Origin of the sequence: Kitasatospora sp. NPDC005751 (assembly GCF_040630835.1) — a bacterium.
In the GTDB taxonomy this organism is placed as follows: domain Bacteria; phylum Actinomycetota; class Actinomycetes; order Streptomycetales; family Streptomycetaceae; genus Kitasatospora.
This window is the reverse complement of record NZ_JBEXYC010000010.1, coordinates 146,824-171,519: the sequence shown is the minus strand read 5'-3', so window position 1 is coordinate 171,519 and position 24,696 is coordinate 146,824. Positions and strand designations below refer to the sequence as shown.

General features: G+C 74.6%; 21 protein-coding genes. 7 read left to right on the top strand and 14 right to left on the bottom strand.

The window, feature by feature from the left end:
• The first annotated feature begins 34 nt into the window (after positions 1–34).
• The gene (locus ABZ497_RS13330) at positions 35–211 is read left to right on the top strand and encodes a hypothetical protein (protein ID WP_359804837.1); all 177 of its coding nucleotides are present in this window, start codon (positions 35–37) and stop codon (positions 209–211) included.
• 113 nt (positions 212–324) lie between these two features.
• On the top strand, positions 325–1,254 hold the full coding sequence (locus tag ABZ497_RS13325; protein ID WP_359804835.1) for a hypothetical protein: 930 nt from the start codon (positions 325–327) through the stop codon (positions 1,252–1,254).
• A gap of 157 nt (positions 1,255–1,411) precedes the next feature.
• Here ABZ497_RS13325 and ABZ497_RS13320 read toward each other — a convergent pair whose 3' ends face one another.
• Positions 1,412–2,776 (bottom strand): FAD-dependent oxidoreductase, encoded by a 1,365-nt coding sequence (locus ABZ497_RS13320; RefSeq protein WP_359804833.1) that lies wholly within the window; start codon positions 2,774–2,776, stop codon positions 1,412–1,414.
• Positions 2,777–3,474: 698 nt separating this feature from the next.
• Between ABZ497_RS13320 and ABZ497_RS13315 the strand changes: the two genes are divergently transcribed.
• On the top strand, positions 3,475–5,841 hold the full coding sequence (locus ABZ497_RS13315; RefSeq protein WP_359804831.1) for an ATP-binding domain-containing protein: 2,367 nt from the start codon (positions 3,475–3,477) through the stop codon (positions 5,839–5,841).
• 60 nt (positions 5,842–5,901) lie between these two features.
• Here the strand turns inward: ABZ497_RS13315 and ABZ497_RS13310 are convergent, their stop codons facing one another.
• The gene (locus ABZ497_RS13310) at positions 5,902–6,885 is read right to left on the bottom strand and encodes an aldo/keto reductase (RefSeq protein ID WP_359804829.1); all 984 of its coding nucleotides are present in this window, start codon (positions 6,883–6,885) and stop codon (positions 5,902–5,904) included.
• Between the two features lie 129 nt (positions 6,886–7,014).
• A complete protein-coding gene (locus ABZ497_RS13305; RefSeq protein ID WP_359804891.1) occupies positions 7,015–7,950 on the bottom strand; it encodes an NADP-dependent oxidoreductase in 936 nt (311 codons plus the stop codon).
• Between the two features lie 80 nt (positions 7,951–8,030).
• Here ABZ497_RS13305 and ABZ497_RS13300 point away from each other — a divergent pair, with 80 nt between their 5' ends.
• The gene (locus ABZ497_RS13300) at positions 8,031–8,987 is read left to right on the top strand and encodes a helix-turn-helix domain-containing protein (RefSeq protein ID WP_329491476.1); all 957 of its coding nucleotides are present in this window, start codon (positions 8,031–8,033) and stop codon (positions 8,985–8,987) included.
• Here the strand turns inward: ABZ497_RS13300 and ABZ497_RS13295 are convergent.
• The 3 genes from ABZ497_RS13295 to ABZ497_RS13285 form a co-directional block, all read right to left on the bottom strand.
• On the bottom strand, positions 8,963–9,253 hold the full coding sequence (locus ABZ497_RS13295; protein WP_359804827.1) for a WhiB family transcriptional regulator: 291 nt from the start codon (positions 9,251–9,253) through the stop codon (positions 8,963–8,965). The genes ABZ497_RS13300 and ABZ497_RS13295 overlap by 25 nt on opposite strands.
• Before the next feature lie 112 nt (positions 9,254–9,365).
• Positions 9,366–9,737, bottom strand: coding sequence for a PRC-barrel domain containing protein (locus ABZ497_RS13290; RefSeq protein ID WP_329491474.1), 372 nt, complete (start codon positions 9,735–9,737; stop codon positions 9,366–9,368).
• Positions 9,738–9,864: 127 nt separating this feature from the next.
• Positions 9,865–11,517 carry an AMP-binding protein gene (locus ABZ497_RS13285; protein ID WP_359804825.1) on the bottom strand — a complete coding sequence of 551 codons (1,653 nt, stop codon included), beginning with the start codon at positions 11,515–11,517 and terminating at the stop codon, positions 9,865–9,867.
• 405 nt (positions 11,518–11,922) lie between these two features.
• Between ABZ497_RS13285 and ABZ497_RS13280 the strand changes: the two genes are divergently transcribed.
• Positions 11,923–13,086, top strand: coding sequence for an N-acetylmuramoyl-L-alanine amidase (locus ABZ497_RS13280; protein ID WP_359804823.1), 1,164 nt, complete (start codon positions 11,923–11,925; stop codon positions 13,084–13,086).
• Positions 13,087–13,154: 68 nt separating this feature from the next.
• Positions 13,155–14,042: an NAD-dependent protein deacetylase gene (locus ABZ497_RS13275; protein ID WP_359804821.1), complete on the top strand. Its 888-nt coding sequence runs from the start codon at positions 13,155–13,157 to the stop codon at positions 14,040–14,042.
• A 22-nt stretch (positions 14,043–14,064) separates the two neighbouring features.
• On the opposite strand, the gene ABZ497_RS13270 is transcribed toward ABZ497_RS13275, so the two are convergent.
• The gene (locus tag ABZ497_RS13270; protein WP_359804819.1) at positions 14,065–15,462 is read right to left on the bottom strand and encodes a M20/M25/M40 family metallo-hydrolase; all 1,398 of its coding nucleotides are present in this window, start codon (positions 15,460–15,462) and stop codon (positions 14,065–14,067) included.
• Positions 15,463–15,655: 193 nt separating this feature from the next.
• Positions 15,656–16,567 carry a glutaminase gene (locus tag ABZ497_RS13265; RefSeq protein WP_359804889.1) on the bottom strand — a complete coding sequence of 304 codons (912 nt, stop codon included), beginning with the start codon at positions 16,565–16,567 and terminating at the stop codon, positions 15,656–15,658.
• A 111-nt stretch (positions 16,568–16,678) separates the two neighbouring features.
• Here ABZ497_RS13265 and ABZ497_RS13260 point away from each other — a divergent pair, with 111 nt between their 5' ends.
• Complete coding sequence (locus ABZ497_RS13260; RefSeq protein WP_359804817.1) at positions 16,679–17,515, top strand: DUF1963 domain-containing protein; 837 nt, start codon at positions 16,679–16,681, stop codon at positions 17,513–17,515.
• A 39-nt stretch (positions 17,516–17,554) separates the two neighbouring features.
• On the opposite strand, the gene ABZ497_RS13255 is transcribed toward ABZ497_RS13260, so the two are convergent.
• From ABZ497_RS13255 to ABZ497_RS13230, 6 genes are all read right to left on the bottom strand, one after another.
• The gene (locus tag ABZ497_RS13255) at positions 17,555–18,562 is read right to left on the bottom strand and encodes an LLM class flavin-dependent oxidoreductase (protein ID WP_329491468.1); all 1,008 of its coding nucleotides are present in this window, start codon (positions 18,560–18,562) and stop codon (positions 17,555–17,557) included.
• Positions 18,563–18,663: 101 nt separating this feature from the next.
• A complete protein-coding gene (locus ABZ497_RS13250) occupies positions 18,664–20,115 on the bottom strand; it encodes a GH1 family beta-glucosidase (protein WP_359804815.1) in 1,452 nt (483 codons plus the stop codon).
• Positions 20,116–20,142: 27 nt separating this feature from the next.
• Positions 20,143–20,979, bottom strand: coding sequence for a carbohydrate ABC transporter permease (locus ABZ497_RS13245; protein ID WP_359804813.1), 837 nt, complete (start codon positions 20,977–20,979; stop codon positions 20,143–20,145).
• Positions 20,980–20,984: 5 nt separating this feature from the next.
• On the bottom strand, positions 20,985–21,926 hold the full coding sequence (locus ABZ497_RS13240; protein ID WP_359804811.1) for a sugar ABC transporter permease: 942 nt from the start codon (positions 21,924–21,926) through the stop codon (positions 20,985–20,987).
• A gap of 23 nt (positions 21,927–21,949) precedes the next feature.
• Positions 21,950–23,236, bottom strand: a complete 1,287-nt coding sequence (locus ABZ497_RS13235) for an extracellular solute-binding protein (protein ID WP_359804809.1) — start codon at positions 23,234–23,236, stop codon at positions 21,950–21,952.
• A gap of 344 nt (positions 23,237–23,580) precedes the next feature.
• Positions 23,581–24,675, bottom strand: coding sequence for a LacI family DNA-binding transcriptional regulator (locus tag ABZ497_RS13230; RefSeq protein ID WP_359804807.1), 1,095 nt, complete (start codon positions 24,673–24,675; stop codon positions 23,581–23,583).
• Positions 24,676–24,696: the final 21 nt, after the last annotated feature.

Below are 24,696 nucleotides of genomic sequence, written 5' to 3'. Positions count from 1 at the left end.
CCCGGTCAGCCACGTGCTCGGCTGCCACATCGAGATGACCGACCGGCCAGGCGTGGACTACCCGATCCGGTACACCTACCAACCCGACGAGCCCCCGCTGCAGATGACGGTCGCCCAGCTCCACGACATCCGGCGCGCCCTCGACGAGGCGGCCGCCCGCCCCGGCCGGCACGCCTTCGACGACTTCGTGCTCTCCTACCGCACGGGCTGACCGGGACAGGACGGGTCCGGCGCGACCGGCGGTCGGGCACGGCGGAGCGGAACGCCTTTTGCCCGCCCGGCCGTTCGCCCCCGGCGCGTCAGCCGTGCTGGCAGACTGACGCCATGGCAACCACCTCCGCGACGGTCCGGCACCGCTCCCGCGCGTTCCTCTCGGCGGCCGCGCTCCTGCTCGCCGGGGCGGCCGTCACCGCGTGTTCCTCCGGCGGCGACTCCCGGCCCGGTCCGCCGCCCGCCCCGTCGACCGCCACACCCACCGGCCGGACCGTCGCCGTCTACACCCCCGACCACCCGTTGGACGAGGGGCAGCTGAAGCAGGCGGCCGAACTGCTGCGCAAGCGCGCCGAGGCGCGCGGCCTGCCGGACGCCCGGGTCGAGCCGGCGGCCGCCGCGCTGCGGCTCTCGGTCGCCGGACAGGTCGCCGGGGACCGCCTCGCGGCGCTCGGCCGCCGGGCCGCGCTGGACTTCCGCCCGGTCCTGGCCGTGGCGGTAGCCGGTACCCCGTCCCCCGGCGCGGCGGAGGTCGCCCCGACCGGCACGGTGCCGCCCGAACTCGCCGCCGGGTTCGCCGCGCTGAGCTGCGGCGCACCGGCCGCCGCCCTCCCCGCCACCGTCGATCCGGGCGCCACCGTGGCGATCTGCGGCACCGCCACCAAGGCGGCCCCGGTGGTGATGAAGTACGCGCTGGCCCCGGCCGCCCTCCAGGGCAGCGACGTCGCGAAGGCCTCGGCAGTGCTCGACAGCCAGACCGTGGGCCGCTGGCAGGTCCAGGTGGACTTCACCCCGCAGGGCGGCACCGCCTTCGCCGCCCTCACCGGCAGGATCGCCCCGCAGCCGGAGCCCGCCAACCAGATGGCCGTCACGGTGGACGGCACGGTCCTCTCGGCCCCCTACGTCGCCGAGGCGATCACCGGTGGATCGGCCGTGATCAGCGGCACCTTCACCGAGGACGAGGCCAAGGACCTGGCCGCCGCCCTCACCGCCGGCAGCCTGCCCGCCCATTTCACGGCCGCGCTCGCCACCCCGACCGGCTGACCCGGATGCCGGGTCCCGCCGCCCGGTCCGAAGGCCGACGCTTGCGCGGCGCCGCACCCGCCCGCGGTCCCGCCGCCGTCGAGTCCGGCGGTCCGCCGGGGCCAGGAACATGTGCGCCGGGGCCGGCACCCCCGGCATGCCGGCCCCGGGCGGGGCGTCAGGCGCCGCTCTGGCGGAGCATCTCCTCGCGGTCGACGACCTTGACGCGGTCGCGGCCCTCGGCCGCGCCGAGGGCGCGCTCGTGCGCGTCAAGTTCCTTCCAGCCGTCCCAGGTGGTGAAGCGGACGCCCTGGCCGCGCAGGTGGGCCACCACCGCGTCGGGCTCGGGCGCGACGGCGCCGGGGAGGCGGCCGGCGGCGTGGTCGGCCAGCAGGCAGGCGACGGTCTCGTTGGCGTCGCCCTTGGTGTGGCCGATCAGACCGACGGGGCCGCGCTTGATCCAGCCGGTCACGTAGGTGGCGGTGAGGTGGGAGCCGTCGGCGGTCAGGACGCGGCCGGCCTCGTTGGGGACGGTGCCGCTGATCGGGTCGAAGGGCACCTTCGGCAGCTCGTCGGAGTAGTAGCCGATGGCGCGGTAGACGGCCTGGACGTCCCAGTCGGTGAACCGGCCGGTGCCCCGGACGTTGCCGGTGCCGTCGAGTTCGGTGCGCTCGGTGCGCAGGCCGCTCACCCGGCCGTCCTCGCCGATCACCTCGACGGGCGACTCGAAGAAGTGCAGGTGGACGCGGTGCGGGCGGTCGCCGACATCACGGATGGCCCAGTTCTCGAGGGTGGAGGCGACCATGTCGGCGTGCTTGCTGGCGCGGCGCTCGGCGATCGAGCCGTCGTCGTACTCGATGTCCTCGGGGTCCACGACGACCTCGATGGTCGGGGAGTGGTCGAGCTCCCGCAGCTCCATGGGGCTGAACTTGGCCTGGGCCGGGCCGCGTCGGCCGAAGACGTGCACCTCCAGCGCCTGGTTGGCCGTCAGGCCGGCGTGGACGTTCGGCGGGATCTCGGTGGAGAGCAGTTCGTCGGCGGTCTTGGCGAGGATGCGGGCCACGTCGAGCGCCACGTTGCCCGCGCCGAGCACGGCGACCTTGCGGGCCTCCAGCGGCCACGTCCGGGGGACGTCGGGGTGCCCGTCGTACCAGGAGACGAAGTCGGCGGCGCCGTAGGAGCCGTCCAGGCCGACGCCGGGGATGTCGAGTGCCCGGTCGGCCGTCGCACCGGTGGCGAAGACCGCCGCGTCGTAGAAGCGGTGCAGGTCGTCCAGGGTGAGGTCGTTCGGGTAGTCGACGTTGCCGAACAGGCGTATGCCGGGCTTCTCCAGGACCTGGTGCAGCGCGGTGACGATGCCCTTGATCCGGGGGTGGTCGGGGGCGACGCCGTAGCGGATCAGGCCGAACGGCGCGGGCATCCGCTCGAACAGGTCGATGGAGACGCCCGGGGCCTGGGCGGCGTCGGACTTGAGCAGGGCGTCTGCGGCGTAGATGCCGGCGGGGCCGGCTCCGACGATCGCGATGCGGATCGGGCGGGACATGGCGGGCGTTCCTCCGGACGGGCGAGCGGCAGACGGACGTTCGTAGCAAACCTCTGCAGTCTGCACTGCTGTAGGGGGTCCGGAGCTATGACCTCATAGAGCCAACCTATGGGCGGGGCGCGGAGGCCTCTGGTACCGGGCTCCGCCGCACCGGCGGCATCCCGGGGCCACCCGCGGTGCCCGGCGGCAGGCCGGGGCCGCCCACCCGCGCCGCGGAGTGTGAGAGGCTCCGGGGACTCCGGCATGCCCCCGGCCGACCCGTCCGAACGGGCGCGGCACCGGCGCGGCGGCAACGGACGGCACGGGCGGACGCGGGCTCACCGCGCTTCGTACGGGGGTGTCCGACCACTGCGGACGATGAACGGGAAGGAGGTCGACCCACTCCTTTCCACTCCCAACGTATAGCGCACCGGGGGGCTTGCGGCAAGGCCCCCGTCGTACCGCAGAATTGTCCGCCGAGGCCGGGACCTGCGGATATGGAGGCGCAGCGGCCCGGATTCGCGCCCCCGCGGCGCTCGGCGGCACCGGCTTCCGGGTCCGCCGTTTCCCAAGATCATTATCCTGAGTGTCCCCGTCCCGGGCCGCCGGCCGAGCGCAGGCCCCGGCCCCGGGCCTTCCCGTGTCGCACACGGCGGTCCTCGCACCGCCACCCTCGGTCGCCCGGTCGGTCGAGGACCCCTGAGTCAATGGAGCTGGCCATGGTCCCCACGTCGTCGTCCTCGTCCGAACGTCCCGCCGGTGTCGATGCCGGAGCCGGGACCGGGGCGGGCCGCGCCGCCCTGCCCTCCGACGACTGGCGGGCCCGGGAGCTGCGGGCGGAGAACGCCTACGTCGGCCGGCTCTACGACCGCCTGGAGAGCCGGCGCGAACTCGCGACGGCCCGGCTGCGCGCGGTCCACCGCCAGGAGCAGGGCGGCACGCTCCAGTCCCGCCTGGAGCGCGACACCATGGAGCTCCACCACACCCGCCGGCTGGCGGAGCTGTACGCCGCGGAGTACGGGCTCTGCTTCGGCCGGCTCGACACCGCCGACGGCGAGCGGCAGTACATCGGCCGGATCGCCCTCGCGGACGACGACCACGAGCCGCTGCTCACCGACTGGCGGGCGTCGGCCGCGGAGCCGTTCTACCGCGCGACGCCGGCCGCGCCCGGCGGGGTGACGGGGCGACGGCACCTGCGGACCAAGGGGCGGACCGTCGTCGACTTCGACGACGACGCCTTCGCCATGGGCGCCCTGGAGGGCCGGGACGGCTCCGGCCTCAGCGGGGAGAGCGCCCTGCTCGCCTCGCTGACCGCGGCCCGGACCGGCCGGATGGGGGACATCGTCTCGACCATCCAGGCCGAGCAGGACCGGGTGATCCGCTCCGAGCTGAGCGGCGTGCTGGTCGTCCAGGGCGGCCCGGGCACAGGCAAGACCGTGGTCGCCCTGCACCGCGCCGCGTACCTCCTCTACACCCACCGCGACCGCCTGGCCAAGCGCGGTGTGCTGGTCATCGGGCCGAACAGGACGTTCCTGCGCTACATCGACCAGGTGCTCCCCGCGCTCGGCGAGAGCGAGGTCGTGCTGAGCAGCATCGGCGCCCTCTACCCGGGCGTGACCGGGACGGACACCGAGACGCCGGAGGCCGCCGCCGTGAAGGGCGACGCCCGGATGGCGCGGGTGCTCGCCACCGCGCTGGAGGGCCTGCGGCAGCTCCCGGAGGAGGAGGAGCCCTGGACCATCACCGTCGGCCGCAGCTCGCCGCACCAGGAGGAGCTCGTGATCGGCCGGGCGCTCTGCGAGCGGGCGCACGCCGCCGCGCACCGGACCGGCGAGCCCCACAACGCGGCCCGGGCCGCCCTGGTGGAGCGGCTCTCCTCCGAGCTGGCCCTGCGGATCGCCAGGGACCGGGGCGGTGAGATGGCGCTGGACGACGTGGTGGACCTCGCCGACGCGCTCGTCGTCGAGCGCGACTTCCAGGCCCTGGCCGAGAAGCTGTGGCCGCTGCTCGGTCCGGAGCAACTGCTCACCGCGCTGTTCGCCTCCCCGCAACTGCTCGCGGACGCCATGCCGGACTTCTCCGAGGCCGAGCGCGCCGCCCTGCTGCGCGAGCGGCCCGGTCCGGACGAGTCGGCCGCTCCCTGGACCACCGACGACGTGCCGCTGCTCGACGAGGCCGCCGAACTCCTCGGCCCGCTGCCGGGCAGCGCCGTCACCCGCCGGGCCGACGCCGCCGCCGAGGCCGAGCGGCTGGAGTTCGCCAAGGTCGTCCTGGAGGACTTCGGCGCGGGGCTGGCCGAGATCGACGCGGAGCTGCTGACGCGCCAGTACCAGGGCGAGGGCGAGTTCCGGCCGCTCTCCGAGCGCGCGGCCGAGGACCGGACCTGGGGCTTCGGGCACATCATCGTGGACGAGGCGCAGGAGCTCTCCCCGATGGCCTGGCGGCTGCTGACCCGCCGCTGCCCCGGCCGGTCCATGACGATCGTGGGCGACCTCGCCCAGACCGGCGCCCCGGCCGGGCTGAACTCCTGGGGCGAGGCGCTCGACGAGTACACCGCCGGGCGCTGGCGCACGGTGGAACTCACCATCAACTACCGGACCCCGGCCGAGATCATGCGGGTCACCGAGGGCGTCCTGCGGGCGGTCGACCCGGCGCTCACCGCGCCGACCGCGGTACGCGGCGGCGGGACCGTTCCGTGGAGCCTGCGGATCCCCGAGGAGAACCGGGGCGCGGCCCTGCGCACCGTCGTCGAGCGGGAGATCGCGGAGCTGGACGGCCGCCGGATGGCGATCCTGCACGCCCCCGGCTTCCCGGTCGAGCTGGTCGACGAGCTGGCCGGGCTGGCCGGTGTGGCGCGTGCCGACGGCCCGGCGTCGCTGGACTCGCCGGTCGTCCTGATCACGGCGGCGCAGTCCAAGGGGCTGGAGTTCGACGCCGTCCTCGTCGTGGAGCCCGACGAGATCCTCGCGGCGCACTCCCGCGGCGGGAACGACCTCTATGTCGCCCTCACCCGCGCGACGAAGAGCCTCGGGGTCGTGCACAGCCGGGAGCTGCCAGCGATGCTGGAGGGCCTGGAGGCCCGCTGAGGCGCGGCTCCCGCGCAGGCGTGTGCCGCCCGGTCGGGTGGCACACCCCTGCGCGGGAGGTCACCAGCGCTCGTGGACCTGGGCGCGGATCCGGCGGTCGTAGAGGTCCCGGACGGCGGCGAGGGTCGCCCCGGGCAGCGGCGGGAGGTCGGCCGCGGCGGCGTTCGCCCGGGCCTGCTCGGGGTTGCGCGCACCGGGGATCACCGTCGTGACGCCCGGCTGCTGGATGATCCAGCGCAGTGCGGTCTGCGCCGGGGTCGCCTCCCCGGGCGCGAGTGCGGCGAACTCCGCCGCCGCCTCGACGCCGGTCGCGAAGTCGACGCCGGAGAAGGTCTCCCCCTGGTCGAAGGCCTCGCCGTGCCGGTTGTAGGTGCGGTGGTCGTCCGCGGCGAACGCGGTCCGCGCGGTGTAGCGGCCGGAGAGCAGCCCCGAGGCGAGCGGCACGCGGGCCAGGATGCCCACCCCGGCGGCCGCGGCGGCGGGCAGGACCAGCTCCAGCGGCTTCAGCCGGAAGGCGTTCAGGATGATCTGGACGCTGGCGACACCGGGCCGGGCGATCGCGGTCAGGGCCTGCGCGCAGGTCTCCACGCTGACGCCGTAGGCGGCGATCCGCTCCTCGGCGACCAGGGTGTCCAGGGCGTCGTACACCTCGTCGTCGGAGTAGACCGGCGTCGGCGGGCAGTGCAGCTGCACCAGGTCGAGCCGGTCCACACCCAGGTTGGAGCGGGAACGGTCGGACCAGGAACGGAAGTTGGCGAAGTTGTAGTGCTCCGGGCGCTGCTCGGCCCGGCGGCCGAACTTGGTGGCGACGAAGACCCCGGCGTCCGGGCGGCCCTTCAGGTAGCGGCCGATCAGCTGCTCGCTGCGGCCGTCGCCGTAGACGTCGGCGGTGTCGAAGAGGGTGACGCCGGCCTCGACGGAGGTGTCCAGGACGTCGAGCGCGTCCTCCTCGCGGACGTCACCCCAGTCCGCGCCGAGCTGCCAGGTACCGAGCCCCACGACGGAGACGGGTCGGCCGGTGCGGCCGAGTACACGCTGTTCCATGGGGCGAGCCTCTCACAGGGGCGCCTCACCGGCGGCGAGGCGGCGCGATGCCGCCCGCCCGGCCCGCCCCGAGTGTCGGGGCGGGCCGGGCCGGGCGGCGGTGCGTACGGCCGGCGGTGCGTACGGGCGCTACTCGCCGACGGTCAGCACGACCTTCCCGGTGACCCGGCCGGTGTCACCCAGGTCGTGCCCCTTGGCGGCGTCGGCGAGCGGGAAGACGGCCTCCACGACGGCCCGCAGCTCACCCGCCTCGACCAGCCCGGCGATCGCCCGCATACCGGCCTGGTCGGCCTCGACCAGCAGCGGGACGGCCTCGACGCCCCGGGCCGCGGCCTGCTCGGCGAGGTCGGCGGGCAGCGCTCCGAGCGCGATGCTGATCATCCGGCCGCCCGGCTTCAGGGTGTCCAGCGAGCGGATCGCGGTGTCGCCGCCGATGGTGTCCAGGACGAGGTCGACCGGGGCGATCCGGGTGAAGTCCTCCGTGCGGTAGTCGATCAGCTCGTCGGCGCCCAGTTCGCGCAGCAGCGCGTGCTTGGGGGCGCTGGCCGTGCCGATCACGTACGCGCCGCGGGTCTTGGCGATCTGCACGGCGAGGTGGCCGACGCCGCCCGCCGCCGCATGGATCAGGACGCGCTCGCCGGGCCGGACGCCCGCCGCGTCGACCAGCACCTGCCAGGCGGTCAGCGCCGCCAGCGGGATCGCGCCCGCCTGGACGTGGTCGACCCCGGCCGGCTTGCGGACCAGCGCGCGGGCCGGGGCCACCGCGTACTCGGCGAACGCGCCGACGCCGTAGGGGTAGGGCAGCATCCCGAAGACCTCGTCGCCGGGGCGGTGGATCGTCACGCCCGGGCCGACCGCCTCGACGACGCCGGAGACGTCCCAGCCGAGGACCAGCGGGAGGCGGTCGAGGAAACCGGGGTTCTGGCGGTGCTTCCAGTCGGTGGGGTTCATGCCCGCGGCCCGGACGCGGACGAGGACCTCCGACGGACCGGGCTCCGGGCGCTCGGTCTCGACCTCGCGCAGGACGTCACTGCCGCCGTAGGTGTACTGGGTGATGGCTTTCATGGTGCTCATGCATCCAGGATGCTCCGGCCCCGACCAGCGCGGATAGCGGCCCGAAGGTCATGCTGTGCAAGAATCGGGCCATGCACCGCATCGTCGTCCTGGCCCTGGACGGAGTCATCCCGTTCGAGCTGAGCCTCGCCTCCCGGCTCTTCGGAGCCGCCACGGACACCGAGGGCCGGCCCCTCTACGAGGTGGTCACCTGCTCGCTCGACGGCCGGCCCGTCCGTACCTCCGCCGACTTCTCCATCAGCGTCGAACACGACCGCAGCGCGCTCGCCGGCGCCGACACGCTGGTGATCCCGGCCTCCGAGGAGTTCGCCGGCATCGTCGACCGGGACTCCCTGCCGCCGCGCGTCGCCGAGGCACTGGCGCTGCTGCGCCCCGACGCACGGATCGCCGGGATCTGCATCGCCACCTTCGTGCTCGCCGCGGCCGGTCTGCTCGACGGCCGGGCCGCCGCCACCCACTGGCGGCACGCCGACCGGTTCCGGCGGTTCTACCCGGAGGTCGACCTCGCCCCCGACGTCCTGTTCGTCGACACCGGGCGGATCCTCACCTCGGCCGGCGCCGCGGCCGGCATCGACCTGATCCTGCACCTGATCCGCTCCGACCACGGCAGCGCCGTCGCCAATCTGGTCGCCCGGTGCTGCGTCGTCCCGCCGCAGCGCGAGGGAGGCCAGGCCCAGTACGTGCAACGGCCCGTCCCGGAGAGCACGGACGCCGGGACGTCCGCCACCCGGGCGTGGGCCCTCGACCGGCTGCACGAGCCGCTCCAGCTGACCGACCTCGCCGGCCACGCGGGCATGAGCCGGCGCACCTTCACCCGGCGCTTCCGGGCCGAGGTCGGACTGAGCCCGGGCCAGTGGCTCACCCAGCAGCGCGTCGACCTGGCCAGGCACCTGCTGGAGAGCAGCGACCTACCGGTCAACCGGATCGCCGAGCGGGTGGGCTTCGGCACCGGCGCGTCCCTGCGCCAGCACCTGCACTCCGCGATCGGCGTGCCGCCGGGCGCCTACCGGCGCACCTTCCGGGCCTGACGCCGCAGGCGCAGGCGATCGCCCTCGCCGAGGCCGCCCCAGACCCCGTACCGCTCGTGCGCCTCCAGGGCGTAGCGCAGGCACTCGCGCCGTACGGGGCAGCCGGCACAGACCTCCTTCGCGGCGCTCTCACGCGAGTCGTGGGCCTCGCCGCGTTCGCCGACCGGGTGGAAGAAGAGACCGCTGTCGGCGGACCGGCAGGCACCGTGCCGCTGCCAGTCCCACCGGTGGTCGAGGGCCCCGGGCAGACGTGCGATGTTCGTCATGGCGCTGACTCCGTCCCTTCGGAGTGTTGTCGGGTGGTGTCGGGTGGTACCGAGACGTGTCGTGCGGTTCGTCCGGGATGGCGACGGGTGGGCGTGCGGCGCGGTGGAGCGCTCAGTACCGCCCGCCGTAGTACGGGCCGTAGTAGGCGCCGAAGGTCTCCAGGTAGGCGATGTCCTCGTCGTACCCGATCGGCTCGAACGTCGGGCCGTTCTTGATCTCGTCCTTCGTCCGGTCGACGTAGACCTTCTTCTCGTCCTGCTCGACGCGCAGCACCGTGCCCGCCGGCAGCAGGACCTGGCGGCCGAAGATCCACGGGCCGGTGTCGACGACGAGGTACTGCGAGCCGGCCTCCGGCGAGTGCCGGTCGACCTTGCCGATCGGCCCGTCGGTCGCCTCCACGTGAAAGCCGACCAGATCGCCGTCGGCGACGTGGCCGGAGGTCGACCGGAACGCCCAGATGTCGATGTCGCTCGTGTCGCTCATGCCGGATTCCTTCCGCTCGGTGCCGCCCGGACCGTCCCGGGCGGCGCGTCCTCGCACCCCGGCTGCCCCGGACGCGCCGCTCCACACCCCTGTGGCGGACATCCGTCCGATCCGGGCCGAGGGTCCGTCAGGCGTGCCCCTCGGCGGCCGCCGCGGCGAGGTTCAGCAGGACGACGGCCTGCTCGCGCATCTCGACCTTCCGGATCTTTCCGGTGACGGTCATCGGGAACTCGTCGACGAGGTGCACGTAGCGCGGGATCTTGTAGTGCGCGATCCGGCCGGCGCAGAAGGCGCGCAGCCCCTCGGCGGTCAGCTCGGGGGCGCCGGGGCGCAGCCGGATCCAGGCCATCAGCTCCTCCCCGTACGTGGCGTCGGGGACGCCGATGACCTGGGCGTCCAGGACGTCCGGGTGGGTGTGCAGGAACTCCTCGACCTCCCGCGGGTAGATGTTCTCGCCGCCGCGGATGACCATGTCCTTGATCCGCCCGGTGATGGTGAGGTAGCCCTCCTCGTCCATCACCGCGAGGTCGCCGCTGTGCATCCAGCCGTCGGCGTCCAGGACTTCGGCGGTCCGGTCGGGCTGCTCCCAGTAGCCGATCATCACCGAGTAGCCGCGGGTGCACAGTTCGCCGGGGGTGCCGCGGGGCACGGTGCGGCCGGTCCGCGGGTCGACGACCTTCACCTCGAGGTGCGGGCCGACCCGTCCGACGGTGGAGACCCGGCGCTCCAGCGGGTCCTCCGTCCGGGTCTGGACGGACACCGGGGAGGTCTCGGTCATGCCGTAGCAGATCGACACGTCGCGCATGCCCATCCGCTCGACGACCTGCTTCATCACCTCGGTGGGGCACGGCGACCCGGCCATGATCCCGGTGCGCAGGCTGGAGAGGTCGTGCTCGGCGAAGGACGGGTCGTTGAGTTCGGCGATGAACATGGTCGGGACGCCGTAGAGCGAGGTGCAGCGCTCGGCGGCCACCGCGCGCAGGGTGGTCGCGGGCTCGAACCCGGCGGCCGGGATCACCACGCAGGCGCCGTGCGAGAGCGCCGCGAGGTTTCCCATCACCATCCCGAAGCAGTGGTAGAACGGCACCGGTACGCAGATCCGGTCGTGTTCCGAGTAACCGCACAACTCGCCCACGAAGAAGCCGTTGTTGAGGATGTTGCGGTGCGACAGGGTCGCGCCCTTCGGGAAGCCCGTGGTGCCCGAGGTGTACTGGATGTTGATCGGGTCGTCCGGGCCCAGCGCCGCGGCGGCGGCGTGCAGCGGGCCGCGGTCGGCGTGCTCGGCCCGGGCGAGCAGGTCGCTCCAGGCCGGCGAGCCGATCAGCAGGACGTCCTTCAGCGCGGGGCAGCGCGGGGCGGTCTCGGCCAGCATGGCCGCGTAGTCGGAGGTCTTGAAGGCGGCCGCGGCCACGATCGTGCGGATGCCCGACTGCCGTAGGACGTACTCCAGTTCGTGCGCCCGGTAGCCGGGGTTGACGGTCACCAGGACGGCGCCGATCCGCGCGGTGGCGTACTGGGTGAACACCCACTCCGCGCAGTTCGGCGCCCAGATCCCGACCCGGTCGCCCCGGCCGACGCCGAGCGTCAGCAGCCCCAGCGCAACCCGGTCCACCTCCTCGGCCAGCTCCCGGTACGTCCACCGACGGCCGGACGGCAGGTCGACCAGGGCCTCCCGGCCGGGAAAGGCGCGGACCGCGCGGTCGAGGCTCGCGCCGATGGTGTCGTCCAGCAGGGGCGTGGCCGAGGTGCCGACGGCGGAACTGGGGGACGGGTTGGTCATGCGCTGACTCTCCTGGACTCGCCCGGACGAATGGCGACCGAGTCTATGCAAGGCCGCGTCCGGCGTCATCGCGCCTTCCCGGCCGTGACGGTGACGGGACGTCACCCGTGCGGCCCGTCGGAGGGGACCTCATGACAGGTCGGTTCGACGCCGCGGTCGAGCGGGCCGGGGCCGCCTCGACGGCACGGGGAACGGGCCGGGGATCGGCGGTCGGCGCGGCTGCCCCCGGCCGCCGATCCCCGGTCCGACGTGCACTTTCGGGCAAAGATCACCCCCGATCGTCAGGATGGACACGGTCAATTGTGTACATTCGGCATTGACTGAACTTCTGTCAGCGGGGGGCGCTGCATCCGGGGCCGATCCTCGGGCCCTCCGTTCCCGCACACGCCCGAGACAGGACCGCCCATGCCCCACCCGAAGCCCGCCGTCACCCGGCGCACCCTCGTCACGGCGATCGGTGCCACCGCCGCCGCGCTCGCCGTCACCCCCGCCGCGTCGGCCGCCGCCGGCAGCGGCACCGGCGCCGGCAACGCCGCGGGCACCGGCGCGGGTGGGGCCCAGCCGCTCGCTGCCCGGACGGCCCGCGTCCCCGAGACCCGGGCGCTGTCCGCGGTGGGCCGCGAGGCCACCACCGTGCGGGCGGACTTCCCGATCCGCTACGTCGGCGTCAGCTGGGACGGCCCCGCCCGCGGCGCCGCCATCCGGCTGCACCGCGACGACGCGACCCGCGGGGCGTGGCAGCCGCTGCCCGCCGGCTGCGCGGGCGGCCCGGACGGCGCCGACCGCACGGTCGGGACCGCCACCGCGCTGATCGCCGCCGACGGCGCGCCCGGCTACGACCTGCGCCTGCCCGACGGGGCCGCCAACGTCCGCTCCGCCGCCATCGACACCGTGCACGGCCCGGCCCGCACGGTCTCGCTCGCCCCGACGACGCCCGTCACCTTCTGCGGGGTCGAGTACCTCTCCCGCGCGGCCTGGGGCGCCGACGAGTCCAAGCGCTTCAAGAACGGCGTGGAGAACTCCCCCGCGAAGTACTACCCGCTGCAGACCCTGACGGTGCACCACACGGACACCGCCAACGCCGACCCGGACCCGGCGGCCACCGTGCGGGCGATCTACGAGTACCACGCGATCACCAACGACTGGGGCGACATCGGCTACCACTTCCTGATCGACGAGGCCGGACGGATCTACGAGGGCCGCTGGTCGGGCGACGACGGCATCCCTGCGCACGACGCGGCCGGGAACGCCGTGACGGCCTTCCACACCGCCGGCTTCAACTCGGGCAACATCGGCATCGCCCTGCTGGGCACCCTCAGCAGCCAGGCGCCGACCGCCCCCGCCCGCGCGTCGCTGGCCGCGCTGCTCGCCGTGCTGACCCGCGCGCACAACCTGGACCCCCAGGCGCACGTCACCTTCGTGAACCCGGTCAACGGCGTGACCAAGCCGGTCGAGATGATCAGCGGCCACCGCGACTGGCTGGCCACCGACTGCCCCGGCGGCACGATGTACGCGGACCTGCCGGCGCTGCGCGCCGACGTGGCGGCCGTCCCCACCCCCGGACACTGACCCGGCCGGCCGGGGCGGTGCGGTGGTGTCCCCCCGCACCGCCCCGGCCGCGTCGCTAGGCTGTGGGCATGCCCCTGGATCCGCTGCCCGAGCCGCCGGCGGTCGGCGCGGCCGACCCGACGGACGACACCCTGGGCGAGGTCGCCCGGCTACTGGCCGGCCGGAGCGTGGCGGTGCTGACCGGCGCGGGGCTGTCCACCGAGTCGGGCATCCCCGACTACCGGGGCCCCACCGGTAGCCTGCGCCGCCGGACGCCGATGACCTACCAGGAGTTCGTCGGGAGTCCCGAGGCCCGGCGCCGCTACTGGGCGCGCAGCCACGCCGGGTGGCGCTCGATCGCCGGGGCCCGCCCCAACGCCGGGCACCTGGCCGTCGAGGAGCTGCGCCGCCGCGGCCTGGTGTCGGCGGTGATCACCCAGAACGTGGACGGCCTGCACCGGGCGGCCGGCACCGTGGACGCGGTGGAACTGCACGGCGGGCTCGACCGGGTGGTCTGCCTCGGCTGCGGGCGGGGCAGCGCGCGGGAGGACCTCGACCGGCGCCTGCGCGCCCTGAACGGCGCCTTCCCGGAGGACGGCGCCCTGCGCAACGCCGACGGGGACGTCGAGCTGCCCGACGCCCTGGTGGCGTCCTTCCGGGTGGTGGCCTGCGGGGCGTGCGGCGGGATCCTCAAGCCCGATGTGGTCTTCTTCGGCGAGAGCGTGCCCACGCCGCGCGTCCGGCACTGTTTCGACCTGGTCGACGGGGCGCGCGGGCTGCTCGTCCTCGGCTCGTCGCTGGCGGTCATGTCCGGTCTGCGCTTCGTGCGGCACGCCGCCCGGGCCGGGAAGCCCGTCGCGATCGTGAACCAGGGCCCGACGCGCGGCGACGACCGCGCCGACATCCTGGTCGACCTCCCGCTCGGACCGGCCCTGACGGCGCTGACCGAGCGGCTCGCCGCCGCGCCGCCGGCCTGAGGGACCGCCCGGGCGCCCGGCGTCAGCAGTGGCGCAGGAAGCGGTCCAGGACGCGCGTGCCGAACTCTAGGGCCTCCACCGGGACCCGTTCGTCGACCCCGTGGAACAGCGCGGCGAAGTCCAGTCCCGGGGGCAGCCGGAGCGGGGCGAAGCCGAAGGTGCGGATGCCCAGGCGCTGGAACGACTTGGCGTCGGTGGCGGCGGACAGCATGTAGGGCAGCACCCGGGAGCCCGGGTCCTCGGCCGCCAGCGACAGCGCCATGGCGTCGACCAGTTGGCCCTCGAAGGCGGTCTCGACGGCCGGCAGGCTGTTCCACTCCTGCTCGATGCCGGGCCCCAGGAGCGCGGCGACCTCGGCCCGGAAAGCCTCCTCCCGGCCCGGGATCACCCGCGCGTCGATTTCCGCGTGGGCGGTGGAGGGCACCACGTTGGCCTTGTGGCCGGCATCGAAGCGGGTGGTGTTGGCGGTGTCGCGCAGGCTGGCCCCGATCAGCCGGGCCGCGTGCCCGAACCGGGCCAGCGCCGCCTCGGGGTCGCTCTCGTCGAACGGCACCCCGGTGATCTCCGCGGCCCCTTCGAGCAGTTCGCGCACCGCGGGGGTGAGGACGACGGGGAACCGGTGCGACTCCAGCCGGGTGACGGCGGCGGCGAGCCTGGCGATCGGGTTGTCGTCGTGCAGCAGCGAGGCGTGGCCGGCCGTGCCCCGCGCCTTGAGGCGCAGCCAGACCGCCCCCTTCTCCGCCGTCCCGATCAGGTAGGCCCGGGTGGCGTCACCGAAGCTGACGGAGAATCCGCCGACCTCGCCGACCGCCTCGGTCACGCCCTCGAAGAGTTCCGGCCGGTGGTCGACCAGCCACCGGGCGCCCTGGAAGCCGCCCGCCTCCTCGTCGGAGACGAAGGCGAAGACCAGGTCGCGCGGCGGCAGGACGCCGTCGCGCCGGTGACCGCGGGCCACGGCCAGCATCATGGCCACCATGCCCTTCATGTCGACCGCGCCACGGCCCCACAGGTAGCCGTCGGCGACCTCCCCCGAGAACGGGTGCACGCGCCATTCGGCCGGGTCCGCCGGGACGACGTCCAGGTGGCCGTGGATCAGCAGGGCGCCGCGCTCCCGGTCCGCCCCGGGCAGCCGGACGACGACGTTGCCCCGGCCCGGGGCGCCGGCCTCGACGTAGGTGACGTCGTAGCCGACCTCGGCCAGCTTGGCCGCCACGTACTCGGCCGCCGGGCGTTCGGTGCCCACCCCGCCCGCGTCCGCGGTGTTGGTGGTGTCGAACCTGATCAGGTCGCTCGCCAGGGCGACCACCTCGTCCCACGGCCGCGGCGACGAACCGCCGGGGCAGATCGGGGCGTTCGCGGGCGGGCCGTCAGGCGCGCCGTGGGCGGGCGGCGGGGAGGGCGAGGTGGTGCGCGGCGCCATGCTGGGGCTTCCTCCCTGCTGGGCGGGCGAGCGGGCGGCCGCTCCCCCGGTGACCGGTACCCGTCGATCAGTACCACAGGACCGGGCGCTCCCGGGGGCCGATCGTTCACTCCGGCCGCCGACGCGAACGGATCCGGCGCCACGGCGGGATCCGGCGGTGCGACCGGATCCGGCGCGCCCGGCGTGCCCGGCGTCAGAAGACGGACCAGCCCGTGGCCGTCGTCAGCGCGTCCAGGGCCGCGACCCCCAGCACCGAGTTCCCGGCCGCGTCCAGACCCGGGCCCCAGACGCAGACCGTGCCCCGGCCCGGCAGCACCGCCAGCACACCGCCGCCGACCCCGCTCTTGCCCGGCAGCCCCACCCGGTAGGCGAACTCCCCTGCCGCGTCGTAGGTGCCGCAGGTGAGCAGCACCGCATTGATCCGCTTGGCCTCGCTGCGCGACAGCAGCCGCGAGCCGTCGGCGCGGGTCCCGTGCCGGGCGAGGAAGAGCCCGGCCAGCGCGAGGTCCCGGCAGCTCGCCTCGATCGCGCAGTGCGCGTAGTAGTGCGCGAGCACGCTGTCGACCGGGTTGCGCAGGTTGCCGTAGCTGGCCATGAAGTGTGCCATCGCGGCGTTGCGGTGGCCGTGCTGGGCCTCGGAGGACGCCACCGAGTCGTCCACCGCGACGGCCGGGTTGCCGGACTCCACGCGCAGGAAGTCCCGGACCGCGCCGACGGCGTCGCCGGTCAGCTTCAGCAGCCGGTCGGTGACGACCAGCGCGCCGGCGTTGATGAAGGGGTTGCGCGGGATGCCGTTCTCGGACTCCAGCTGGACCAGCGAGTTGAACGGGTTGCCGGACGGCTCGCGGCCGACCCCGCGCCACAGCTCGTCGCCGCCGTCCGCCAGCGCCAGGGCCAGGGTGAACAGCTTCGACACCGACTGGATCGAGAACGGGTGCTCCCAGTCCCCGGCCCCGAACACCGCGCCGTCCACGGTGGCGATGGCCATCCCGAAGGCCGTCGGGTCGGCCTGGGCGAGGGCCGGGATGTAGTCGGCGACCCGCCCCCGGGCGGGCGCCCGCCGGGCCGCCTCCATCGCCTCCTGGAGGAGCAGCTGGTAGTCCATGTCGTTCACGCTGCCATTGTCGGCCACCCCGCCGGCCTGGGCCGACCCGGCCCCCGGAGTCGGGGCCGGGCCCCGACCCCGGCTGTCGGCGGCTGCTTCTAGAGTGGCGCCATGACGCGCCCCAATCCTGTGACCGCCGACGACGGCCGGACGCTTCGACGGCTGATCGGCGACGCCGGCCTCGGACCCTGGGAGGGTGAGCTGATGGGGCTGGCCGAGCACGGCATCGCCCTGGGCCCGCGCCCCGCCGGCCACCGGGGGCCGGAGCCGTTCTCCCGGTGCGGCGGCGTACCGGCCGTGCCGCCCGGCTTCGTCTGGCCGGGGGCGGAGCCGGGGCCGGACGCGCTGCCGGACTGCTTCGTCGCCCAGATCGACCTGGCGGAGGTCGCGCCGGCGGACGCCAACCACCTGCTGCCGCCCCGCGGCCTGCTCTACTTCTTCTTCCCCGGCCACGACGGCTTCGGCGGCCGGGACGCCGTCACCGTGCTGCACTTCCCGGACGCCACCGCCGACGGCACCGCGCCCTACGACGTGGCGTCCGATCCGGCGTTCGCCGATCCCGAGGCGGGCTGGGGCGCCCCGCCGTGGGAGTTCACCGGGCCGCCCGCGCCGCTGTACGCCGCCGGCAAGGCCATGCTGGCGCAGGCCGTGCGGTTCCACGACGATCCCCCGGTCGACCTCCCGGAGGAGGCGGTGGACCGGCTGACCGCGCTGCCGTCCGCCGCCCTGGACGTCGCGCCGCGGCACGGTGCCTGGATGGTGCTGCTCGGCCCCGATCCGGAGACGGACCAGTACGTGGTGCCGCCGCGCGGCCGCGGTCCGGAGCGCATCCTGCTCGCGGCGGGCCGCCCGGAGTTCACCGGGTGCCCGCTCTACTACGTCATCCGCGACGAGGACCTGGCCGCCGCCGACTTCAGCCGGGTCGAGGCCGTCACCGTCCAGCACTGACCGGTCCGGGGTGAGGCCGCCTCCCCGGCGGAGCGCCGGTCAGCGCGGGCGGACCGCCTCGGCGAGCAGGCGGTAGGAGTCGAACAGCGCCGCGCGGTCGTACGTGCTGGTGGTGACGAGGAACTCGTCGGCCCCGGTGCGGGCCACCAGCGCGGCGAGCTCGGCGGCGGCCTGCGGCGGGGTCCCGGCGATGTGGCCGCGCAGCGACTGCTGGTAGGCCGCACGCTCGCGCGGGCCCATCTCCCGGCCGAGCACCTCCTCGGCGGGGGCCAGCGGCGGGAACTCGCCGTGGGTCCGGGCGTGGGCGCTCGCCCAGGCCTCGGCGACCAGCAGCCGCTCGGCCTCTTCGGCCGTTCCGGCGACCGCCACCGTGCCGGAGACCACCACGTACGGCCGGGCCGCCTGTGCGGAGGGGCGGAACCGGGCGCGGTAGCGGTCGATCGCGGCGAGCATCCGGTCCTCGCCGCGGACGGCCCCGATGACCAGCGGCAGCCCGGCCTCGGCGGCGATGTCCGCGCCCGCGCCGGTGGCCAGGACGAAGGCCGGGACGTCCAGGCCCTCGGCGGGGCGGGCGTGGACGTCCCGGTGGGTGCGCCCCGACCCGTCGAAGTAGCCGAGCAGCTCGGCCAGTTGCTCGCCGAAGCGGTCCGCGGCGTCCTTGTCCCGGCCGAGCGCCCGCCGGACGCCGTCGGTGAAGGCGACCGAGCGGCCCAGCCCCATGTCGATCCGGCCGGGGAAGAGCGCGGCGAGCACCCCGAACTGCTCGGCCACGACCAGCGGCTGGTGGTTGGGGAGCATCACGCCGCCCGTGCCGACCCGGATCCGGTCGGTGGCCGAGGCCACCGCCGCGGCGAGCACGGTGGGCGCCGACCCGGCCACGCCGGGGACGCCGTGGTGCTCCGACACCCAGAACCGGTGGTAGCCGAGCCGCTCGGCGTGCCGGGCGAACGCCACCGTGTCCCGCAGCGCCCGCGCGGGCTCCTCCCCCCGTCTCGTCCGGGAACGGTCGAGCACCGAGAGGCGGATCGCAGGCGCGGCAGTAGTCACCTCAGCGGCAACCACCACCGTCCGGGACCGCATTCCCGGCGCGCCGGCGCCGGGGTCACCGGCGCCGGGTCACGGCGCGGACCCAGGACGGCGGGCGGGGCTCAGGCCGGCGGGCCGGCCGCGCGGAGCTCGCCGGTGCGGACCACCTCCGCGTACCAGCGGGCGCTGTCCTTGGGCGTGCGGCGCTGGGAGGGGAAGTCCACGTGGACGATGCCGAACCGCTTGCCGTAGCCGTACGCCCACTCGAAGTTGTCCAGCAGGGACCAGAGGAAGTAGCCGCGCACGGGCGCGCCGGCGGCGATCGCGCGGTGGACGGCGGCCAGGTGGGACCGCAGGTAGGCGATCCGCTCGGGGTCGCGCACCGCGCCCGAGGGGTCGCCGTAGTCGTCGTAGGCGGCGCCGTTCTCGGTGATCAGCAGGGGCAGGCCGGGCAGCTCGTCGCGGAGCCGGGTGAGCAGCTCGTACAGGCCCTCGGCGTCGACCGGCCACCCCATCGCGGTGCGCTCGCCCTCGGCCGGCAGGAAGCGGATGCCGTGGTCGGCGGGCCACGGGGAGCGCTCGCCGCCGTGGCCGTCCTGGCGCGGGGCCGGGTCGGCCGGGTCGTCGGCGGCGACCACCGTCGGGGTGTAGTAGTTGATGCCGAGCGCGTCGAGGGGGCGGGAGATCTCGGCGAGGTCGCCGTCGCGGACGAAGGACCAGTCGGTGACGCCGGCGGTGTCGGCGAGCACGTCGGCCGGGTAGCGGCCGTGGAACACCGGGTCGAGGAAGATCCGGTTGGCCAGCCCGTCGATCCGCCGGGCGGCCTCGCGGTCGGCCGGGTCGTCGCGGTGCGGGCGCACGGCCGCCAGGTTGAGGGTGAGCGAGACCCGGGCCGTGGCCGGGAGTTCGGCGCGCAGCGCGCCGACGGCGAGGCCGTGGGCGAGCAGCAGGTGGTGGTGGGCGGTGAGGGCGGCGGCCGGGTCGGTGCGGCCGGGGGCGTGGACGCCGCTGCCGTAGCCGAGGAAGGCGCTGCACCACGGCTCGTTCAGGGTGGTCCAGGAGTCGACGCGGTCGCCCAGCCGGGCGGCGGCCAGGGCCGCGTACTCGGCGAAGCGCCGGGCGGTCGACCGGTCGGTCCAGCCGCCGCCCGCGGCGGGGCCGCCACCGGCCGGGGTCTCCAGCTCCTGCGGCAGGTCCCAGTGGTAGAGCGTGGCCACCGGGGTGATGCCGTGCTCCAGCAGCCCGTCGACCAGCCGGTCGTAGAAGTCGAGCCCGGCCTTGTTGACCGGGCCGCTGCCGCCGGGCTGGACGCGCGGCCAGGCGATCGAGAAGCGGTAGGCGGGCAGGCCGAGTTCGGCCATCAGCGCGATGTCCTCGCGGAACCGGTGGTAGTGGTCGGTCGCGATGTCACCGGTGTCGCCGTTGCGGACCTTGCCGGGCGTCCGGCTGAAGGTGTCCCAGATGGACGGGGTGCGGCCGTCCTCCCCGGCGGCGCCCTCGATCTGGTAGGCGGCGGTGGCCGCGCCCCAGAGGAAGTCGGCGGGGAACACGAGGGGTCGGGCGTGGTCGGTCATGTCACCTTCCGGTGGTGTGGGTCGGGGTCAGCCCTTGACGGCGCCCTGCATGATGCCGCCGACGATCTGCCGGCCGAGGACGCCGAAGACCAGCAGGACGGGGAGCGTGCCGATCAGGGTGCCGGCCATGACGATCGACTGGTCGGGAACGTACCCCTGCCCCAGGGACTTCAACGCGACCTGCACGGTGGGGTTCTGCGAGCTGAGGGCGACGACCGGCCAGAAGAAGTCGTTCCAGGTGGCCATGAAGGTCAGCATGCCCAGCACCGCCATGCCCGGGCGGGCGGCCGGGAGCACGATCGAACGGAAGATCCGCAGCAGCGAGGCGCCGTCGACGCGGCCGGCCTCGACCAGTTCGTCCGGCAGCGCCTGGACCAGGTACTGCCGCATGAAGAACACCCCGAAGGCCGAGACCAGCGAGGGCAGGATCACCGACGGCAGGGTGTTCTGCAGGTCGAGCCGGACGATCACCATGAACAGCGGGATCACGCCGAGCTGCGGCGGGATCATCATGGTGGCGACGGTGACCGCCAGCAGCAGGCCGCGGCCGCGGAAGCGCAGTTTGGCGAAGGCGAAGCCGGCCAGCGTCGAGGAGAGCACCACCCCGGCCGTGACGGTGGCCGCGACGATCAGCGAGTTCAGCAGCGCGTCGCCGATCGCCGCCTGCTCCAGCGCCGCGCCGATGTTGTGCAGCAGGTTCGGTCCGGGGGTCAGTGCCGGTGAGGCCGAGCTGAGTTCGGCGTTGGAGCGGCTGGCGGCCACCAGCGTCCAGTAGAAGGGGAAGGCGAACGCCAGGGTGGCGGTGATCAGCACCACGTGGACGAGCGGGCCGCCGTGCAGCGGGGAGCGCGGGTTCGGTCGCATGCGGGTCACCGGTCCGTACGGTTGCGCCGGGCGGCGATCGCCGCGTTCAGCAGGGCGAGGACGACGATCAGCAGGAACATCACCCAGGCCACCGCGGCCGCGCGCCCGAGGTGGAAGAAGCTCCAGCCCTGCTCGTAGAGGTAGAGGCCGAGGGTCTGGTACTGGTGGGAGATCCCGCCGCCGGCGTTTCCCTCGTAGAGCAGCGGTTCGCCGAACAGCTGGGTGGCGCCGATGGTCGACACCACCACGGTGAAGACGATGGTGGGGCGCAGGCCGGGGACGGTGACGTGGCGGAACTGCTGCCACCGGGAGGCCCCGTCGACCGCCGCCGACTCGTAGAGCTCGCCGGGGATCGCCTGCATGCCGGCCAGGTAGATCAGCGCGTTGTACCCCGTCCACCGCCAGGTGACGATCGCGGAGACGCCGAACTGCGAGGCCCAGGTGCCCGCCTGCCAGTCCACCGGGCTCAGGCCGGCCTGGCCCAGCACCCAGTTGATCAGGCCGTAGTCCCGCCCGAAGAGCTGGGCGAAGACCAGCGTGGCGGCCGCCACCGAGGTCGCGTACGGCAGCAGCATCGCGACCCGGTAGAAGGACCGGCCGCGCAGCCGGTAGTTGAGCAGGTGGGCCAGGCCCAGTGCCATCAGCAGCTGGGGCACGGTGGAGAGCACCCCGATGGTGAAGGTGTTGCGCAGCGCGTTCCAGAAGAACGGGTCCGCCAGCAGGCGGGTGTAGTTCTGCGCGCCGACCCAGTCCATCCGGTCGGTGGTCTGCAACTCGACCCGGTGGAGCGAGACGTAGGCGGTGTAGAGCAGCGGGAAGAGCCCGAAGGCGGCGAACAGGACGAAGAACGGGGCGAGGAAGCCGTAGGGCGCGAGCCGGCCGGCCCGGCGGGCCCGGGGCTTCGCCGGGTCGGCCGCGGGCAGGCGGGCGGCGGAGGTGATGGCCATCGTGGTGTTCTGCCGATACCCCGTCAGTTTCCGTTGGCCTTGGCGATGTTGTCCATCGCGTGCTTCCAGGCCGTGTCCGGGGCGGTGCCGGTCCGCTCGACCTCGCCCAGGGCGTCGGTGAAGGCCTTGCCGATCACGCCGTCGTCCACGCCGAGCACCTGGGCCGGCATGGCGGCCGCCGACTCGCTGAAGATCCGGCCGATCGGCGCGTTGTTGAAGTACGGGTCGGTCACGTCCTTGATGGCGGCCTGCGCGCCGGTGGACGACGGGAAGGAGCCCTGCTTCGTGAAGAGGGTGGTCTGCTGCTCCTTGGCGGTCAGCCAGGCGATCAGCGCGGCGGCCTCCTTGGGGTGCTTGGCCGTCCTGGGCACGGCGAGGTAGGAGCCGCCCCAGTTGCCCGTCCGGCCGGGGCCGGGGGCGACGTCCCAGCTGCCCGAACCGGCCTCGCCCGCCTGGCCCTTGATGTAGCCGAGCATCCAGGCGGGGCAGCTCAGGGTGGCGAACTTCCCGGTGCTGAAGGCCTTGTTCCACTCCGGGGTCCACTGCGGGAGCTTCGCGCTCAGCCCGTCCGCGACCAGCCGGCCGGCGTCGGCCCAGGCGGTCCGCACGGCCTGGCTGCTGTCGAAGACCGGCTTGCCGCTCTCGTCGGCGTAGCGCACCTTCTGCTGGCCGACCTCGGCGGTGAAGAGCCCGGCCGCACTGTCCGTCCAGGTGTTGCCGGCGCCGGCCGTGGCCACGTACTGCTTGCCGAGGTCCAGGTAGCCCTGCCAGGTCGACCAGCGCTGGGCCAGCTCGGTGCGGTCGGTGGGCAGGCCGGCCGCCTTGAACAGGTCGGTGCGGTAGCAGATCGCCTCCGGGCCGATGTCGGTACCGGCCCCGAGGACCCGGCCGTCGGCGGTCTTCACCGCGGCGCCCTTCCAGGGCACCAGTTCGTCGTTGACCGAGCCGAGCCCGAGGGTCTTCAGGTCGGTGAACTTGTCGGCCTGCTTCTGCAGCACGCTCGCCACCCGGCCGACCTCCAGCCCCTGGATGTCGGCCAGTCCGCCGCCGCCCGCGAGCTTGGTCTGCAGAGCCTGCCAGTACTGGCCCTCGTCCTGGGTGTCGGTCTGCTTGACCGTGACGTTGGGGTGCAGCTTCATGTACTCCTCGTAGAGGCCGCTCTCCTTGAAGCCGAAGGTGCCGAAGAGGTCGACGGTGATGGTCACTTTGCCGTCGGCGGCGTCGGCCGATCCGGCGGAGGTGCCGCAGGCGGTGAGCAGGAGGGTGGCGGCGAGGGCGGTACTGGCGAGCACGGCGGCGGAGCGGCGCATGAGGACTCCCTGGCGGGGGCGGGTGGGGTGCGGTTCGGGCGGCGCGGGGCGAGCGGGGGTGTGGGGGTGCGCGGACGAGGGGCGCGGGGCGGTGCGTCGAACGGGTTCTGAGAGCGCTCTTGAGAGCGCTCTCAGTGCGTTGAGAGGAGAGTGCCGTGCGGGCGGCGCGATGGTCAAGAGGCCGAAACCCGAACGTAATCTCCGGGATATCGTCGACCGGCGTTCAGGCCTTGAACGCGGGGGTGGAAAGGGTTACTCCGGCGGGACGGCGAAGCGCCCGACCGCCCAGGCCCCGGCCGGTCAGGTGCCCGCCGGTCGGGTCCAGCCCGTCCGGCCGAGGCCGGTCAGGCCGAGGCGCGCAGGACCAGCCGGGTGGGGGTGATCACGGAGGTGGGGCCCCCGGGGCGCAGACCCGACGGGAGGCCGCCCGCCGCTCCGCCGGCCGCCCCGGGCCGCGCACCGGCACCGGCACCGGCACCGGCGAGCCGGCGCAGCAGCAGCCCGGCCATCAAGCGGCCCATCTCCTCGATGTCCTGGCGCACCGTCGTCAGCGGCGGCTCCGTCCAGGCCGCGATCGACTCGACGTCGTCGAAGCCCACCACGGCGACGTCCTCCGGCACCCGGCGGCCGGCCTCGCGCAGCACCCGCAGCGCGCCCGAGGCCATCGCGTCGGAGGCCGCGAACACCGCGTCCAGGTCGGGTCGGCGGGCCAGCAGTTCGGCCATCGCCCGGCCGCCGCCGTCGGGGGTGAAGTCCCCCTCGGCGATCAGCGCCGGGTCGCCGTCGGGCAGCACGTCCCGGTAGCCGTCCAGCCGGTCCATCGAGGAGGTCTGGTCGAGCGGGCCGGTGACGGTGGCGATGGCCGTGCGCCCCAGGGCCCGCAGGTGGCCGACCGCCAGTCGGGCGCCGCCCCGGTTGTCGCTGTCCACGTAGACCAGGTCGTGGTCGGAATCGGCGCCCGGCCAGCCCGGCCGGCCGCCCACCACGAAGGGCAGCCCGACCTTGCGCGCCATGTCGGGCAGCGGGTCCGGCTGGTGCAGCGAGAACAGCAGCGCACCGTCCACGTGCCCGCCGGCCAGGTAGCGGCCGACCCGCTCGTAGTCGTGCTGGTCCTCGACCATCATCAGGACCATCTGGTGGTCGGCGGCCGACAGCTCGCGGCCGATGCCGCGCAGCTGCTGGGCGAAGAACGGGTCGGAGAAGAGCCGGCTGCCGGGCTCGGCCACCACCACGGCGACCGCCCGGTTGTGCCGGGTGACCAGCGTCCGGGCGGCCGGGTTCGGGACGTAGCCGAGCTCGTCGACGGCCCGTCGGACCTTCTCCCGCAGGGCCTCGCGGACGCCCTCCCCGCCGTTCACCACCCGCGACGCCGTGGCCCGGGAGACCCCGGCCCGTTCGGCGACCGACTCCAGCGTCGGACGCGGCGACTGCTCCGGCACCGTGGGCTCCTCTCGCGCGTG

What these genes read in the sequence shown, in the direction of transcription:
- ABZ497_RS13330 (WP_359804837.1), top strand. Translation starts at nt 35, where the DNA reads ATGACCGACCGGCCAGGCGTGGACTACCCGATCCGGTACACCTACCAA.
- ABZ497_RS13325 (WP_359804835.1), top strand. Translation starts at nt 325, where the DNA reads ATGGCAACCACCTCCGCGACGGTCCGGCACCGCTCCCGCGCGTTCCTC.
- ABZ497_RS13320 (WP_359804833.1), bottom strand. Translation starts at nt 2,776, where the DNA reads ATGTCCCGCCCGATCCGCATCGCGATCGTCGGAGCCGGCCCCGCCGGC.
- ABZ497_RS13315 (WP_359804831.1), top strand. Translation starts at nt 3,475, where the DNA reads ATGGTCCCCACGTCGTCGTCCTCGTCCGAACGTCCCGCCGGTGTCGAT.
- ABZ497_RS13310 (WP_359804829.1), bottom strand. Translation starts at nt 6,885, where the DNA reads ATGGAACAGCGTGTACTCGGCCGCACCGGCCGACCCGTCTCCGTCGTG.
- ABZ497_RS13305 (WP_359804891.1), bottom strand. Translation starts at nt 7,950, where the DNA reads ATGAAAGCCATCACCCAGTACACCTACGGCGGCAGTGACGTCCTGCGC.
- ABZ497_RS13300 (WP_329491476.1), top strand. Translation starts at nt 8,031, where the DNA reads ATGCACCGCATCGTCGTCCTGGCCCTGGACGGAGTCATCCCGTTCGAG.
- ABZ497_RS13295 (WP_359804827.1), bottom strand. Translation starts at nt 9,253, where the DNA reads ATGACGAACATCGCACGTCTGCCCGGGGCCCTCGACCACCGGTGGGAC.
- ABZ497_RS13290 (WP_329491474.1), bottom strand. Translation starts at nt 9,737, where the DNA reads ATGAGCGACACGAGCGACATCGACATCTGGGCGTTCCGGTCGACCTCC.
- ABZ497_RS13285 (WP_359804825.1), bottom strand. Translation starts at nt 11,517, where the DNA reads ATGACCAACCCGTCCCCCAGTTCCGCCGTCGGCACCTCGGCCACGCCC.
- ABZ497_RS13280 (WP_359804823.1), top strand. Translation starts at nt 11,923, where the DNA reads ATGCCCCACCCGAAGCCCGCCGTCACCCGGCGCACCCTCGTCACGGCG.
- ABZ497_RS13275 (WP_359804821.1), top strand. Translation starts at nt 13,155, where the DNA reads ATGCCCCTGGATCCGCTGCCCGAGCCGCCGGCGGTCGGCGCGGCCGAC.
- ABZ497_RS13270 (WP_359804819.1), bottom strand. Translation starts at nt 15,462, where the DNA reads ATGGCGCCGCGCACCACCTCGCCCTCCCCGCCGCCCGCCCACGGCGCG.
- ABZ497_RS13265 (WP_359804889.1), bottom strand. Translation starts at nt 16,567, where the DNA reads ATGGACTACCAGCTGCTCCTCCAGGAGGCGATGGAGGCGGCCCGGCGG.
- ABZ497_RS13260 (WP_359804817.1), top strand. Translation starts at nt 16,679, where the DNA reads ATGACGCGCCCCAATCCTGTGACCGCCGACGACGGCCGGACGCTTCGA.
- ABZ497_RS13250 (WP_359804815.1), bottom strand. Translation starts at nt 20,115, where the DNA reads ATGACCGACCACGCCCGACCCCTCGTGTTCCCCGCCGACTTCCTCTGG.
- ABZ497_RS13245 (WP_359804813.1), bottom strand. Translation starts at nt 20,979, where the DNA reads ATGCGACCGAACCCGCGCTCCCCGCTGCACGGCGGCCCGCTCGTCCAC.
- ABZ497_RS13240 (WP_359804811.1), bottom strand. Translation starts at nt 21,926, where the DNA reads ATGGCCATCACCTCCGCCGCCCGCCTGCCCGCGGCCGACCCGGCGAAG.
- ABZ497_RS13235 (WP_359804809.1), bottom strand. Translation starts at nt 23,236, where the DNA reads ATGCGCCGCTCCGCCGCCGTGCTCGCCAGTACCGCCCTCGCCGCCACC.